Genomic DNA, 15110 nt, shown 5'->3' with positions numbered 1-15110 from the left:
TTTTTTATAGTTGTCAGTCGTCAGTCGACAGTCCAATCATCCCGGTCACCGAGTAGACCTGCTTTGTGCCTTCATTCCCACTGCGCCACCGCGGTCTCTGCGGGAGGCTTATCTTACAAGATTCTGTTCGCTGAAAAAGGATTCGGGATATTCCACATCGTAGGTGACATTGGTGTATTCCATGGTAGTTTCAGAGGATTCCAGGTGGTTTTTCATGGTCATTTTCATGGGTGTGGGAATGTCCCGGATGATTTGAATATCGGAGAGGATCAATGATTTCAGCAGGATATCAGGGTCTTCATAATAATCGATGCGCCGGGGACAGAAATCTTCCTGACCCACAAAACAGAGGAGTTTCTGGTAGGTTTCATCATCAGATTTGGCGGTCATCTCAAGGACATAGCAGTCAGTACCTTCCACTTTTTCTGTCCCTTTCAGAACGGTCTCATAGTCTTCTTCCCATTTATCTCCGCTGCCCATGTCCTCATAGGTGAAATCCGAGCCTTCAAATTTCTGCTTCCGGGCATGGGATGCCAGTTTGCGTACCCGGTTTGTCCGTTTGTTATACATCCAGATATTATCGGAAAAATCCGTCATCATCATGGCATTTCCACGGACCCGTGCCGGTTCAAGATAGCGCATAATCACATTCTTTCCACCTTGGCCGGAGAAAGATTCATATTCCAGAGTCCGGGTCTGCCCTGTTGTTGTGATAATAGTTTGCTTCATTTTCGCATGGGAGAATTCCGGATTCATCACCCCCATCATCTTGTCCAGGATTTCAGGGCCTGTCAGATCCTGTGCGGGCACAATGGATACGGATAGGAGTAAAAGAATGATCGCTATTGTCCATTTTTTCATGATTTATCCTCCCGGGACCGGTTCTCGATTCCCAGTCCCCGTTTTAAAAAGTCTTTGGTGATTTCACGCATTTTTATAGGATCGTATCGTGTATGCAACATAAAATAGTAATTGGTTATTCCGTCAAGGGCGGAAAAGAGCAGATAACTTTTCAATTTGGTATCGGTGATGTCCTGTCCATGATTCTGTGAACCGGGGATGATTTCAAACATCGGTTCAAAGAGTGTAAAAACCTGGTCCGTTATATCTTCCAGAAGGGAGTGGGAGTGCCCTTCCCGTTGCTTTCTAAGGACATAGAGGAAGATTTCATAAAGAATAATCCACTCATATTCATCCGGGTGAGCAATGATATAATCCCACTGATCGAACATGAGATCAACCATGGTGTCAAAGCGTTGAACCGGGTCGGATTCCTTTTCCAGGGCTTTTTTCATATTTTGTGAGACACTGAGGAAAAATTCATACAACACGCCTTCAAAAATAGCCTCTTTGCTGGGGAAATATTCGTAGACGGTTCCCTTGGCGACACCTGCCTGCCGGGCAATTTTGTCCACCGTTCCTTTCTGAAGCCCGTCCCGGGCAAAGACATCCATTGCAGCTTTGATGATCCGTTTTTTTTTATTGTGATCTTTCGGCATGGCCGACATAAAACTGACTCCTTTCAATTATGACTGACCGGTCAGTCAATTAAAGATAAGGAGATTGCTTGATTTTTGTCAATAGAAATTTTGAGACGTTTAAATGTTTAGAACTTGTTTAGTTGACAGTCGTCAGTCGACAGTCGGCAGTCGGAAGTCGATTGATTCGATTGAATAGATTGATTGGATTGCCTGCCCCGTGAAATGAGCGCAGCGTATTTCACAGGGGATTGGTACTTCGCTGAGCTCAGTGTTCAAACGCCTTCGGCGATCAAGAATTCAAGCGGCACTTCGTGCCGTTCAAGGATTCCAGGTGTCGACATTTGAACGCTGCGCAGCGGCGTTTGAAAGCCGCGTAGCGGCTATTGAACACCGAACGCAGTGAGGTGCTTGAACACCACGAAGTGGTAATTGAAAGCCGCGCAGCGGCTATTGAACCCCTGAACTCACTTGACCAGTGTCATTTTTCCTATACGATGCTGGTTCGCTGCATTTGAAGTGAGTGAATAGAGATACAGACCGCTGGGTAATCCGGATAAATCAAGAGAGAGGGCATTGGGTCCTGATGCACAATTTTTCTGAATCAGAGACCGGATTTCCCGTCCAGCCAGATCATAAATTGTTAAGCTGATATCTGCAGAAGCAGCCAGGGAAAAACGGATAACAGTTGTGGCATTGAATGGATTGGGATAATTACCGTGCAAAACAAAATCACCGGGAATTTCCGGCGTCTCTGTATGGAGGGGGTATTCATCAAAACCCAGTTCCCAGAGCAGTGTAGCCATGAGCAGAATTTGCTCCTCATTTTCCCATACCGTTTCAAAGGGAAATCCCACCAAAGCCGTCCGGCATTCTGCTGTTCCTTCAGGTGCAGTACCATGAAAACTCACTCCGGCGGTATAGCGTGGACTGGATTGGTATTCCAGAAAGGCGGATCCGCCGTTGACGGAACTTAATCCGTCCGGATAATCCTCTTCATACACCCCATGGGCTCCGTTGTCGTATTCCAGAAGAACGCCGGTAAAAGGTCCGGTCTGCAATTTCACCGGGACATTCCCGGCGTCGTCCACCTGATAAGCGGCTTTCAGGTAATTCCGAATAAAATCTTTATCCGTGGATGAACCTTTGTTATCCAGATCCCATGCGATCTCGGATCCGGTCGCGGCAAAACGGCCACCCTGTTGAAGATATGTCTTGATCAGTCCCTGCTCCTCATCCGAAAAGGATTCATCAATTGTACTTTCATCTCCCGTATTCCAGAAAACCGCACGATAATCCTCCAGGGAAACCAATCCATCGGTTACTGCTTTGGCTGTACAGGTCTGGTACGGTATATCCCAATTCGATAAGGCTTTTGCCGGTGCCAGGGCAAAATCATGATAGGGGAGGACATAACTGGCCCCTGAGCCCGTTCGTGTAAATCCATCCACAATCAGAAAAGGGTCATCTTCATTCATCCCCGAGGTTCCATAGGTATCGGATGGCATGCTTTCATTGCCATCTTTATCCACAGAGATCAGGGTCACAAAAAGGGGATCGGCAGGTTTCGGCATAGCCACGGAATTCAGGTGCAGGGGAATAAGGGTGTCGGGAACAGCCGGTATGGTGCCGTCTACAGAATCAAATATAATTTTCACATCGGTTTCATTGCCTTCCCCACTGAAAGGGGTCCAGGTGATGGACACCGAATCGCCGGGCAAGGATGAAACCGTCAGGAGTTCAGGCTGGGAAAGGTAGCTTACACCACCGCTCATACCCGTATATTTTAAAAGGGTATAATCGGATAAGTTCGCCAGGGTGTAATTCCGGTAATCCACCTTCCAGCCCGTACTGCTTCCGGCGGCTTCCACGGCAAGGATGGATCCGTCTGCATTCCGGGCTACACCCAGGCGCACGTGTCCCACCTTGTGGATGGCATCTGCCGGAAGAAACTGGTTCCAGTCTGAAACTTTGGTAAAAAGTGTTGTGTTGGAATTCATCATACTGGTTGCATAGTGAGAGGTTAATTTCCAGCACCGGCTCACATAGCCGGAGCAATCCACGCCAACAACCGCACTGCTCACACCGCTGGTGGCGATATCCCCGGCATATTTGTTGTTTAAAAGTCCGCTGTCATATTGATCCAGTGTATGAAATCCACCCCATTTATAGGGAATTTTCTGATTTTGTCCGATCTGAATCCAGGAGGGTGTTTCCACTTCAATGCCATTGACCGTGATCCGGCCATTGGTCAAATTTTCTGCCCGGCAATTCCAGACATGCTGAACATAAGTATCTGCAATCGCCAGCGCCTCATCCCGGGTGACTCCCTTGGGCGCCGGCTCTGTTTGAGGGTTTTCGGGTTTACCCTCCCAACTCTCATCAATGAGTTGATTGTAATGGACATTACGATCCAGTTTCTCAGGGTAATGATATTCACGGAATGTTTTGTCACCTCCTGTTGTGCGGATCCAGCTGATGATATGTATCCCTTCTTCTGTGCTGATCATGTGGTGGATGTTGCCGGATTCATCCACCTGAAATTCCCGGAAAATCTCGGTCCACATGTGTACGGGGACGTGAATGCGTGAGTGTTCGAATCCGCCACCGGTCGTGACAAGAATAAACCGTTCCACTTTCAGAGGAGCTCCCTGGAGAATTCTTTCTACGTAAAAATAGAGATCCCCTTTGCCGTCCGTGCCGATCAGTCGGACCAGTTCGGGATTTTCAACTTTCAGGGTAAATGTCTTTCCTGATTCTGTTCGGATATGGATGGGATTACCGGGCTGGAATTGGATCTGCACGGGATTGTTTTCCCGGATAGCCGTGCCTTCCAGGGTTTTAGTCACATTTCCTTTTGCTTTGTCGAAAACAAATGTTTTACCGCTTGCCGACGGCAGGTAGATATTTTCGGAGGAGGATTCGTGCAATCCCGTTATCCGTTCCCGGAAACTCTCCGGTTTATAGACTGGGATGAATTTACCATCAACAGATTTTTTCACATGGTTGGATGACAGGAGGTATAGATCACCGTTTTCCAGGATAAAATCGTCAGCGGTGGGACAGCTGAAAGGCCGTTGCCTGATCAGAGAGTCATTCTGAAATATTTTAACTGATTGATTTCGGGCATCCAGTATCTGTATATCATCTTTGGTGACACGAAAAGCCGTAGGGCCGAACCGTCCGCCGGGAGCTTCTTCATACCAAACGGTTTTTTCTGTGTGTCCCCAGGGGACGAACAGTTGTGATCTGAATGAGTATTCACCATATAAAAGCGATGAGAAAAACAAAAACATCATGAAAAGTGTACATTTTTTCATAAGAATCCTTTATCATTATCATTCAACAGTCAAACCCCGTGAATATAGTAAAACAAAGTGTAAATACCCATAGTTGGCAGTCGTCAGTCGACAGTCTGCAGTCATCAGTCGGCAGTGGACAGTCAACAGTCGACAGCAGATTGATTTGATTGATTGGATTGGGGGATTGCCTGCCCTGTGGAATGAGCGAAACGTATTTCACAGGGGATTGTGGGATTGGCACTTCGTTGCGCACAGTGTTATAAGATTCAAGCGGCACTTTGTGCCGTTCAATTGCTTCGCTACGCTCAGCATTCCAGCACTGCTTCGCAGTGTTCAAAAAATGAAGTCACCCATTGAAATTCGCATATCTGGAATTGAACACCGAACGCAGTGAGGTGCTTGAACCCCATGAAATGGGGTTTGAACGCCGTTAGGCGTTGGAATACCACACAGTGGTTCATGAACACCACGAAGTAGCGTTTAATAATTCAAGCGGCACTTCGTGCCGTTCAATAGCTTCGCTACGCTCAGCATTCCAGCACTGCTTCGCAGTGTTCAAAAAATGAAGTCACCCATTGAAATTCGCATATCTGGAATTGAACACCGAACGCAGTGAGGTGCTTGAACCCCATGAAATGGGGTTTGAACGCCGTTAGGCGTTGGAATACCACACAGTGGTTCATGAACACCACGAAGTAGCGTTTAATAATTCAAGCGGCACTTCGTGCCGTTCAATAGCTTCGCTGCGCTCAGCATTCCAGCACTGCTTCGCAGTGTTTAAAAAAGAAGTCACCCGTTGAAATCCGCATATCTGGAATTGAACACCGAACGCAGTGAGATCCTTGAACGCTGCGCAGCAGCGTTTGAAAGCCGCGAAGCGGCTATTGAACCCTTGAACCCTTGAGCCCATGAGCCCCTGAACCCCTGAACCAACGATCAGGAGCGAAGCGACGCCAACTTCCAACTTCCAGCTTCCAACTTCTAGGATATGATTGCCTGCCCCGTGAAATGAGCGCAGCGTATTTCACAGGGGATTCGATTGGACCACTTGTCACTTGTCACGCGTTACTCGTCACTTTTTCAGTCGAAAGTCGGAACCTGTACCACCACCGAACCCTTGAACCCCTGATCCCATGAGCTCCTGAATCCCTGAACCAACCATCAGGAGCGCAGCGACGCCAACTTCAGACAGGCCACGGCCAGTCCCTACATCTCGACACACACTAGGAGCGAAGCGACGCTAACTTCCAACTTCCACCTTCTAACTTCTTTAATAGAATTGGCGATTCATTTGATTTAGCACAGGGATTATAGGAGAGATGGAATATATGATTTCGATTAGGTGACGCCCCCCACCCCGGGGGTAAGATACATTGAATGAGTGGAGAGTGGAGAGTGAAGAGTCGTAGAGGCAGGACGTGTCCTGCCTCTGAGTTGGAGTCTTGAGTTTTGAGTGTATGTTTTAGAAAATTGCAGATTTTGAGACTTAGATTTTCTGACTTTTATTCATTGGATGATATTGTAAAAAATTACTCCAAAGGCTATAAGTGAAACGAGATATATGATTTCGCTTAGGTAGCGCCCCCCACCCCGGGGGTAAGATACATTGAATGAGTGGAGAGTGGAGAGTGAAGAGTCGTAGAGGCAGGACGTGTCCTGCCTCTGAGTTGGAGTCTTGAGTTTTGAGTGTATGTTTTAGAAAATTGCAGATTTTGAGACTTAGATTTTCTGACTTTTATTCATTGGATGATATTGTAAAAAATTACTCCAAAGGCTATAAGTGAAACGAGATATATGATTTCGCTTAGGTAGCGCCCCCCACCCCGGGGGTAAGATACATTGAATGAGTGGAGAGTGGAGAGTTGTAGAGGCAGGATGTGTCCTGCCTCTGAGTTGGAGTCTTGAGTTTTGAGTGTATGTTTTTAGAAAATTGCAGATTTTGAGACTTAGATATTCTGACTTTTATTCATTGGATGATATTGTAATCAATTACTGCAAAGGCTATAAGTGAAACAAGATATATGAATTCGATTAGGTAACGCCCCCCACCCCGGGGGTAAAATACACCGAAATGCGACATGACGCAAGTTAATATTGTTATTCGTATATATGAATCTTCGAATCATTCTCCAGTTTATCGACTTGTATCCATCATCCCGGTTACTGATTGGACTGTGAAGCAGTCTTATAGAGATGGGATCATGGAATAAATTGCCCACAGGTGATCATCTCAAAATGCCAGCCAATGACTTCGTGACACTGTATGTATAAAAGCACCACAATTTAAATACGGAGAAACAGCTATTAAAATTCGAACGAAGTAAAGTGCTTGAATTCCACGAAACAAGACCGTGTCCAAATGCAATTATCTCTGCAACTCAGCGCACCCTGCGGGAGAAAAATCCATTCTCAATTATCCATTCTCAATTCTCAATTCAACTCACCACTCAAAACAACACCATTCCCCGGCACATCAGAATAAGAAACAACGCCCTTATCAATTGTCACACCTGTTGCAATGTCTTTGGCCAGCAGGGCAGGCCCGTCTGCGTCCACATAATCCAGGAGGGGCATCAACTGGGCTATACCGGAAATGCCCACAGTGGATTCGGTCATGCACCCTACCATGACTTTCATCTCAAGTTCACGGGCCCGGCGGATCATACGCAGAGCCGGCGTGAGTCCGCCACATTTCACAACTTTGATGTTTACCCCGTGAAAATTGCCGTGACAGCGATCCACATCTTCCTCGTGAACACAGCTTTCATCGGCGATGACCGGCAGGACAGATTTTTCATACACTTTTTTCATTCCTTCCCAGTCTTCTGCCGGCAAAGGTTGTTCAATGAATTCCACATCCAGTTCTTTCAGGGTTTTGGAAAATTCGATGGTCTGTTCGGCGGTCCAGGCACAATTGGCATCAATCCGCAGCGTGGCCTCTGTTACCTTCCGCAGTTCCTGCATAATCTCCATGTCATGGTCGGTTCCCAGCTTGATTTTAAAAACCGGCCAGTCTTTAAACTCCAGGAGTTTCTTTTTCATGACTTCAATGTCATCAATACCAATGGTATAATCTGTCACCGGTCGTTTGGAGGCATCCAGTCCCCACAACTCCCAGGTCTTTTTCCCCTTCAACTTTCCGTAAAGATCCCACAGGGCCATATCCAGGGCACATTGGGCAAAGGGATTTGCTTTCAGCTTGGGATGGTAGATTGACCACAGGGCATCCGGTGTGATTTCCAGGAGATTCCGTGTTTTCAAGTCCTCCTGGAGTCCATTCAGGTCGGCAAACATTTTTTCCACGGTAAACCCGTAATATTTGTGGTTAGCCACGGCTTCGCCATATCCGCTGATGCCATCCTGAATAACTTCGGCAATCACTGTTTTTTGCACCGTCCGGGTCTCCCGTGAAATCCCGAACTTATATTTCAGGGGTAAATCAAATTCGTGCAGTTTCAGTTCCATAGTCAAACCTCATTCATTATTTATTTTCAAATGTTGGAATTTAACATATCGTTGGTGGAATTTCAGGAACAAGTTAGCCCCGAATTTCAATCCAGGGGCACTTGATCCCAGGTTCACTCATACCCTAGCTCTTCCAGAATCTGTCCGATCCAACGCTCAATCCGCTCATCTGTCAGTTCAGGCTGGTTGTCTGCATCCAGTGCAAGACCACGGAAACGTCCCTTTTTATAAAATTTGGAATGCTCAAATTCGTAGCCGTCTGCCGGCCAGTTCCCGCCGATGACCCGTTCGGCTTTTTTGGCTACCAGGCTGTAGAGGTGACTGATACCCCCCAGGAAAGAGTCGGGAAACATCATCTGATCCCCCATGCCTACGAAGGCCACAGTTTTATCGGAAAAATCAATTTTCTCCAGCTCATCCCGAAATTCCGCCCAGTCCGGCTGCATGTTGCCTGTTCCTGTGCTTGAGCTGGCAAAGATGATGACGTCGTAGTGATCAAATGCGTCAGCTTCCGTTTCGCTGATATCAAAAATGTTCCCTTCCGGAAGGGATAGTCCCCGTCTGATTTTTTCTGCCGCCTCTTCCGTATTGCCGCTTGATGATCCATAGAATATGCCGATGTTCATAGTGCCTCCTTCATGCTTTTGTCTCTTCCCGGCTCCAAAGGTCACGATATTATACACTTTCAACGCTCTTTGTCCATGAAATCACTCGATATTATATGATTCTTACCATTAAATTTCATCATGAAGTTACGGATTCAATTTTTGGCCATTCTTTTTTTTCTGTGGACAGGTGCCGGATCACTCTTTGCTGCCCGTTTCACGGAAGCACGGGTGGATCTTTGGCCCGATTACGACCAGCCTGCGATGCTGGTGATGATGGAAATGTCCATGGATAGTGTAGCCCCTGTCGTTTTTGTTATCCCCGAATCTGTGAAACATGTGCGGATCCGGGAAGGGTACCTGGATTTCCAGAAGATTATCACGGCCGATGCCATGAACATGATTCGATTTACCCCCCGGGGAGATCATTTCACCATGACCTATTACGATATGTTTCCCGATACATCCTACCGGTCCTATGATTATTTTTTCTATTCAAATTTAGCAGTGGATACCTTGTACATCCGGATTCAGAAGCCGTCGGCTGCCCTTGATTTTGATTTTATGGATGCCACGGCATGGACCCGGGAGGTGAAAGACAGGAGCGGACTGGTTTATAGTATGACAAAATTCGCTGCAATCCGCCCGGAGGAACCCTTTATGGTTTCCCTTCGTTACATCAATCCGAGCAGACAACTAACAGCTCCCGGAACCATGGAACCGCCAGAACCCATCCGGCGCCAGCTTTCGCCAGCTGTCCGGCGAATTGGTATTGGCCTTTTTATCCTTATGCTGATTTTGGCTCTTCTGATCCGTCGGGTTGTCCGGCCTGTCCATGACGATACGGAAAGGGAATCCCATGCCATGCGCTTTTGCGGTTATTGTGGTGCTCCCAGAACAACCGGACACCTTTTTTGTCCCTTCTGCGGTAAAAAGTATTAGATGTATGACTACATACCTATCCCGTTTCTTTGCTTTGTTTTTGCTGTGTATTCCGATTCTGTTGCCGGGTATGTCTTTCGATTATGCCGAAAGCGACCCTATGGGACGCCTTTACCTGTTATCTGCCCGGAATGGTGTTATTGTCCGTCTTTCTCCCGAAGAAACAATGAAACGGGGAGATGGACCGGCACTGATGTCCCGTCTCCAGGAACCGGCAGGTCTCCAGCTCCAGTTTCCATCTTCTGTCTGGGTGCTGGACAGAATTGGTAAAACCATCCTGGAATTTGATACAGACCTGAATTATCTTGGTTCTCTTACTCTTCCATCCCAAATAGAAGATCCTATAGCCTTTCTCATTTTATCTGACGGCAGCTGGTTGTTGGCCGATGCCCTGAATCAAAAAATATGGCAATTCAACCCGGGATTCTCCACACCTGTACCCTGGGGCGCCGGACGTTTTTTTGCCGTCATACCACCTGATTTATCCCTTATAGATGATGGAAACAGTGTCTATTGTTTTTCACCGGCAGAATCTGTCGTCTGGATTGCCGATACTCAGGGGCGGCTGCTTCAGTCGTTTCAAATTCCTGATTCTCTGGGTATTCAATATCTTGCAGGAGGATGGAAAGAGTGTGTCTTTCTTTCCGGTCCGGAAGGTACCTGGATGTTTTCCCGGGGAATTTCTCCTGAAAAAATCGATGATAAATCCTGCCTTAGAATCTGGAAAAACAGCCGGATTCATCCAGACGGCACACTCATCCCCGGAGGATTTGACCTCTACCTGCCCAAAGGAATCTCCACACCGTGATTTTCCGCATATTTACAATCTTTTTTTTAGCTGTGACGCTGATGTTTTCTGCTACGTATCAGGAAGATTTTATCGTCCGGCAGGGACAGACAGTCTTTTCCCTGTCTCATCCTTTGGTAACACTTGATTCTATTCAGTGGGAAAACCCTGCAGATACACTCCGTTGGGCCCTGGATCCTGTGGAAGGGCGTTGGGTGGTTCTGGATAATCCCGGAGCCTCTTACACGGTGAGGATTTTTTATTCCACACCGGACTGGTCTTTGCCACTTCGATATTCTTCCGGTGTCCGCTATGTACCGGAACTCTTTTCCGATGAGAAGGGCCGTATCGAAACATCTGCCCAGTCGGCCATTCCCTCATCCGGTGTCCGAACACGGGGGACCCTTTTCCGCTCTGTGCAGGTGAGTACCAACGGCCAGAGCAGTGTGTCCGGTGGGATGGATTTACAGATTCACGGTGAACTTTTACCGGATGTTATGCTGAGTGGTGTGATCTCAGATCATGAAACACCTTTTGAAGCTGCCATGTCGTCTCAGAGTCTTGAGGAGTTGGATCAGATTTATCTGGAACTGGAAACCCCGGGAGGCAAGGGGCGACTGGGAGATCTGCAGGTTGGCACAGATTGGAGTCCTTTCAGCCGATATTCCGGTCACCTGACAGGGGTCACCGTGGCTTCACCGAAAGAATCTCCGGAATCACTATCCTGGGAAGGATTTGCCGGGAGTCCTTCCGGCCGGTTTATCCGCCGGGAAATAAGTATCCGTGAAGGTGATCAGGGACCTTACCGCCTTATGTCTGGTTCTCTTTCCTCAGTGATGATTGTCCCCGGGTCGGAACGGGTTTATTTGAACGGCACCCGCCTGGAATCCTCCCAATATCTGGTGGATTATGCCGCTGCCGAACTTACGTTTTCTGCCGGACACCTTTTATCGAAAGAGGATCAGGTGTTTGTGGAATACCGGTACCGGAATGAATGGTTCCCACGTCTGAGTACTGGTGGCCGTGTGGGATATGCAGGAAACCGGTGGGGGGTTCATTTTTACGCCCTCCGGGAATCTGACGACGCTTCCCGTCCCCTGGATGAAAGTATGGCCAATCTCAGTCCCGATTCACTATCCACCCTTATAGAAGGCGATTATCTTTCCACTGCCCTTACCGATACAAGTGGTGCGTATGTCTGGTCTAATGAGGGTTTCTGGCTCTACACAGGACAGGAAAACGGCACACACCGGGTCCGCTTTTTCAGGGAAAACCAAAACGGGGGATATATCCGTCGCTATCATGAAGATGGGCTGCCTTATTATGAATATGCCCCGGAGGATCCTTTATCCCAGTATTTTCCACGCAGACCGGTGGTTTTTCCCGAAACCCTCTCCCATCTGGGAGGGGATTTCCGGATGAAGCTGCTGAAGGGTATGGTTTCCGGTCAGGTGACCCTTTCACAATTTGATCGGGGATTCGGTACAGCTACCCGGCATCAAGGCTTCGGAGGGAACTGGCAGGCTGAATTGCCTGTGGCTCACCTGACATTTCAAAGTACCGGCTGGAGCCGATCGGAACATTTTGTAAGCTACGAAGCGCCTGAATCCGTTTCTCTTTCCCGGGACATGGGCTATCATCCCGGGGATACTCTCCGTTTCAACACCCGGAATGCCCTGGTGTATGATTCGGACAAATTTCACACAACCCTGGCCTGGCAAAGCGCCGGTATCCGGACAGATTCTTTACGACACCGTCTTTCTTTTTCTGGATCTGTTGGAAAAAAGATCGCCCTTGCATGGGAAGGGTTCCGCCTGAAGGATTCCCACTGGCTTCCCTATTATCAGGCGGGTATCACAGGAAAAGTCCATACCTTTTATGCCGGATGGAAAAGGACCCTGTTTGAGCCTCTGGGGCGTGCCTATGCTGAACGGAATGATATTTTACGGAGTGGAATCCGCTTAGGAGAAAAGACGGGACTTGAATACCGCTACCGGGAAGATTTTGAATGGAACGGTTCCCGGTTTGACCGCTATTCCCAAAAACACGATCTGGAGTTGAAAGGGCGATTTGATGTCAGGAAATATATCCGTTGGCAGGGAGATCTGACCGGCCGTCTGGACCGGCAGGATACACGTCAGAATTTAACCGTTCTCACCAGTAACCGGCTTCAGTGGACCGTTCCGTCCATAAACCTTTCCGGTCAGTTGACAACCCGGATCAACCGGACCTCTGAATACCGCCGGGAAGCCCTCTTCATCCGGGTCGCCGATGGCATGGGACAATACCGCTGGGATGAAACCTACAGTGAGTATGTCCCTGATCCCCTGGGAAATTATGTGCTTCGTCGTGAACAGACCAATGACCGGCTGGATCAGGTTATTCATGCCAGCACACTAAACACCCGTTGGCAACATCGTTTCGACAAGTTTTCACTGCGTTATCGCTTTGCCGGAGATCTGGAATACAGAGGCGATGATCTGATAGTCTTTCAAACCCTTTCTTTGACTCAACCCCGGGAAAATATTCTTTTGGCGACAATCCGGGCCAGACACGATCTGACCCTTACGTCTTCCGGTCAAAACCGGTCCCTCCGATTGACAACGGATCATGTCCGCATCCAGAATACCCGGGACCTTCACAGTGAAAGCTTGTCCGGGAAGGATGAAGGGAAAATCCTTTGGCGGCGCCGGGGAGAAAAAGGATATCAGGAATATGGATTTTCTCTGGGACATGATCGACGTGAACGTTTTCCTTTGGGATCCTATTCTGTGCAAAACAATCGCCGGGGTATTCAGGCGGAAATTCACCGGACACCCGGAAGATCCCTGGATGTGGGTATTTCAGCAGGGTACACTGCCATTTCCAGTACTTTTCTCCAGGAGGATTTTTCCACCCGGCGTCTGGAAGGAGAAATCAGCGGAAGCTGGAGCCGGATCCCCGGGGAATTTCTCAACAGTCGGTTTGGTCTGAACTCGGTGAAGACAGAATATGATCAGCCATTGCCCTATGAAGTGGCGGATGGACTTCCTGCAGGATATACCCTTCAATTTATGTTTCGGTACGAACGGCGGCTCAGTGATATGGTTTCCCTGAATGGAACCTTTCAGTACCGAAAACGGGGAGAAAGTCAATCGGTAACCCTTATCCGTGTGGAGGCCCGTGCGTATTTGTAAAATTTTCTGCCTGATGATTCTTCTCTTTTTCCCCCTGGCAGCGTCAGGGAATAGACCGGTATGTCTTACCATCGGCACAGACACACTGGGCGTGATGATGCCGGAAAATATCCCCACAACGCTGGATCGTGTTTTGAAACAATGGACCGGTAACGGGTATCCCTATGCCGAACTGGTTCTGTCCGCTTATCACGGAAGCTCCGACACTGTCCATGTCACGTACCGCTTGATTCCCGGTGAATCGGTACACATTGATACGGTGGTTTTTGGAAAATTTACACCAGTAGAAGTGCACCGTTTGCAAAGATTGATCCGGGATGACCTGACGGGTCCTTATAACATCCAACGGATCCGTCAGGCTCAAAACCGGCTGAATCAGAGTCCCTGGCTGAAAACAGTAAACCGGCACGACATTTCAGACTCTGCCCTCCGTTTTTATGCAGAACGGGTGGAGGATTTTTCCTTTGATGCCCTTCTCAGTTATCAAAATCGGGCTGGCGGACTTGTGGGGCAGGCTGATATTGGGTTGGTGAATTTTCTGGGATTGGGACGCCAGGCGGATTTTTCCTGGTATCATCCCTCTGAAAGAACCAACCGGGTTACGGTAAACTGGTTTGAACCCTACCTGCTGAATACGGGATTTTCCGCCGGCCTTCGGTTCAGGCAGGAACACGAAGATACACTTTATGTGACCCGGGAAAGCCGGTTCAAACTCATTTGGGAAAACAGGGTGACCGATGTGGGACTGGTGATTTCCCGGGAGGATGTTTACACCACCGATGCTGGAGACAGCGCCGGTGTGATAGAAGGTACCCGCCATATTTCAGCACTGAATCTTCGCCTGGAGGATATCACACGGCAGGCATGGCAGTATCGTTTGTCGGTCACAGGTGGTATCCGGACCGGAGAAGACAGCCTTCAATATCCCATGGATTACGAGGCAGAAATACGCATCCGTAATGAACCCTGGTATGTATGGGGAAAACTTTTAGGGGGGAGAGTTTTTTCAAAAGGGGATTTGGCCGGATATCAACAATTTCGTCTGGGTGGAGGGACATTCCTGCGAGGGGCTTTCTTTGAGCAGTACCGGGTGGATTGGTACACCGGCGGTATCCTGGAGGGAGGGGTGGACGACGGACTTCTCCGGGCTGGACTTTTTGTCGACTGGGCATGGATGGAAGGAATATCCGGTCCTCTGATTCATGCAGGAACCAGCTTATCCCTGCCGGCGGGAACATCCCGGTTGAAAATTCTTCTGGGTTTCGATGTGCAGGAACCTCAGACTCAGGGGAAAATTCATGTGGGCTGGACTTTCTGATTGAGAATCCGTTTGATATTTAAAATAAAAAAGCTTA

At 48.3% G+C, this 15110-nt stretch carries 9 protein-coding genes; 4 read left to right on the top strand and 5 right to left on the bottom strand.

Going from position 1 to position 15110, the window contains the following annotated elements:
* Positions 1-108 precede the first annotated feature (108 nt).
* The 5 genes from strainIA91_RS09790 to strainIA91_RS09770 all read right to left on the bottom strand — a co-directional run bounded on the left by strainIA91_RS09790 (position 109) and on the right by strainIA91_RS09770 (position 8871).
* Complete coding sequence (locus tag strainIA91_RS09790) at positions 109-861, bottom strand: outer membrane lipoprotein-sorting protein (RefSeq protein ID WP_400166597.1); 753 nt, start codon at positions 859-861, stop codon at positions 109-111.
* Complete coding sequence (locus strainIA91_RS09785; protein WP_400166596.1) at positions 858-1499, bottom strand: TetR/AcrR family transcriptional regulator; 642 nt, start codon at positions 1497-1499, stop codon at positions 858-860. The genes strainIA91_RS09790 and strainIA91_RS09785 overlap by 4 nt, the downstream gene beginning before the upstream one ends.
* Positions 1500-1945: 446 nt before the next feature.
* A complete protein-coding gene (locus tag strainIA91_RS09780; RefSeq protein ID WP_400166595.1) occupies positions 1946-4798 on the bottom strand; it encodes a T9SS type A sorting domain-containing protein in 2853 nt (950 codons plus the stop codon).
* 2412 nt (positions 4799-7210) lie between these two features.
* Positions 7211-8245: a dipeptide epimerase gene (locus tag strainIA91_RS09775; protein ID WP_400166594.1), complete on the bottom strand. Its 1035-nt coding sequence runs from the start codon at positions 8243-8245 to the stop codon at positions 7211-7213.
* Between the two features lie 113 nt (positions 8246-8358).
* Positions 8359-8871, bottom strand: a complete 513-nt coding sequence (locus tag strainIA91_RS09770; protein ID WP_400166593.1) for a flavodoxin — start codon at positions 8869-8871, stop codon at positions 8359-8361.
* A 120-nt stretch (positions 8872-8991) separates the two neighbouring features.
* On the opposite strand from strainIA91_RS09770, the gene strainIA91_RS09765 reads away from it, so the two are divergent.
* From strainIA91_RS09765 to strainIA91_RS09750, 4 genes are read left to right on the top strand one after another with little or no spacing between them, the layout of a single operon-like run.
* Positions 8992-9792, top strand: coding sequence for a zinc ribbon domain-containing protein (locus strainIA91_RS09765; protein ID WP_400166592.1), 801 nt, complete (start codon positions 8992-8994; stop codon positions 9790-9792).
* A 4-nt stretch (positions 9793-9796) separates the two neighbouring features.
* Complete coding sequence (locus tag strainIA91_RS09760) at positions 9797-10600, top strand: hypothetical protein (protein ID WP_400166591.1); 804 nt, start codon at positions 9797-9799, stop codon at positions 10598-10600.
* Complete coding sequence (locus strainIA91_RS09755; RefSeq protein ID WP_400166590.1) at positions 10597-13755, top strand: hypothetical protein; 3159 nt, start codon at positions 10597-10599, stop codon at positions 13753-13755. The genes strainIA91_RS09760 and strainIA91_RS09755 overlap by 4 nt, the downstream gene beginning before the upstream one ends.
* The gene (locus strainIA91_RS09750; protein WP_400166589.1) at positions 13742-15073 is read left to right on the top strand and encodes a hypothetical protein; all 1332 of its coding nucleotides are present in this window, start codon (positions 13742-13744) and stop codon (positions 15071-15073) included. Before strainIA91_RS09755 ends, strainIA91_RS09750 begins: the two co-directional genes overlap by 14 nt.
* The last annotated feature ends 37 nt before the right edge of the window (positions 15074-15110 follow it).

The sequence above is a fragment of the Candidatus Neomarinimicrobiota bacterium genome, assembly GCA_041154365.1.
Taxonomy (GTDB): domain Bacteria; phylum Fidelibacterota; class Fidelibacteria; order Fidelibacterales; family Fidelibacteraceae; genus Fidelibacter; species Fidelibacter multiformis.
This window is presented reverse-complemented; position numbering and strand designations above follow the sequence as displayed.

Excerpts from the sequence above, each read along its gene's own strand:
- strainIA91_RS09790 (WP_400166597.1), bottom strand. The coding sequence starts at position 861 with ATGAAAAAATGGACAATAGCGATCATTCTTTTACTCCTATCCGTATCC.
- strainIA91_RS09785 (WP_400166596.1), bottom strand. The coding sequence starts at position 1,499 with ATGCCGAAAGATCACAATAAAAAAAAACGGATCATCAAAGCTGCAATG.
- strainIA91_RS09780 (WP_400166595.1), bottom strand. The coding sequence starts at position 4,798 with ATGAAAAAATGTACACTTTTCATGATGTTTTTGTTTTTCTCATCGCTT.
- strainIA91_RS09775 (WP_400166594.1), bottom strand. The coding sequence starts at position 8,245 with ATGGAACTGAAACTGCACGAATTTGATTTACCCCTGAAATATAAGTTC.
- strainIA91_RS09770 (WP_400166593.1), bottom strand. The coding sequence starts at position 8,871 with ATGAACATCGGCATATTCTATGGATCATCAAGCGGCAATACGGAAGAG.
- strainIA91_RS09765 (WP_400166592.1), top strand. The coding sequence starts at position 8,992 with ATGAAGTTACGGATTCAATTTTTGGCCATTCTTTTTTTTCTGTGGACA.
- strainIA91_RS09760 (WP_400166591.1), top strand. The coding sequence starts at position 9,797 with ATGACTACATACCTATCCCGTTTCTTTGCTTTGTTTTTGCTGTGTATT.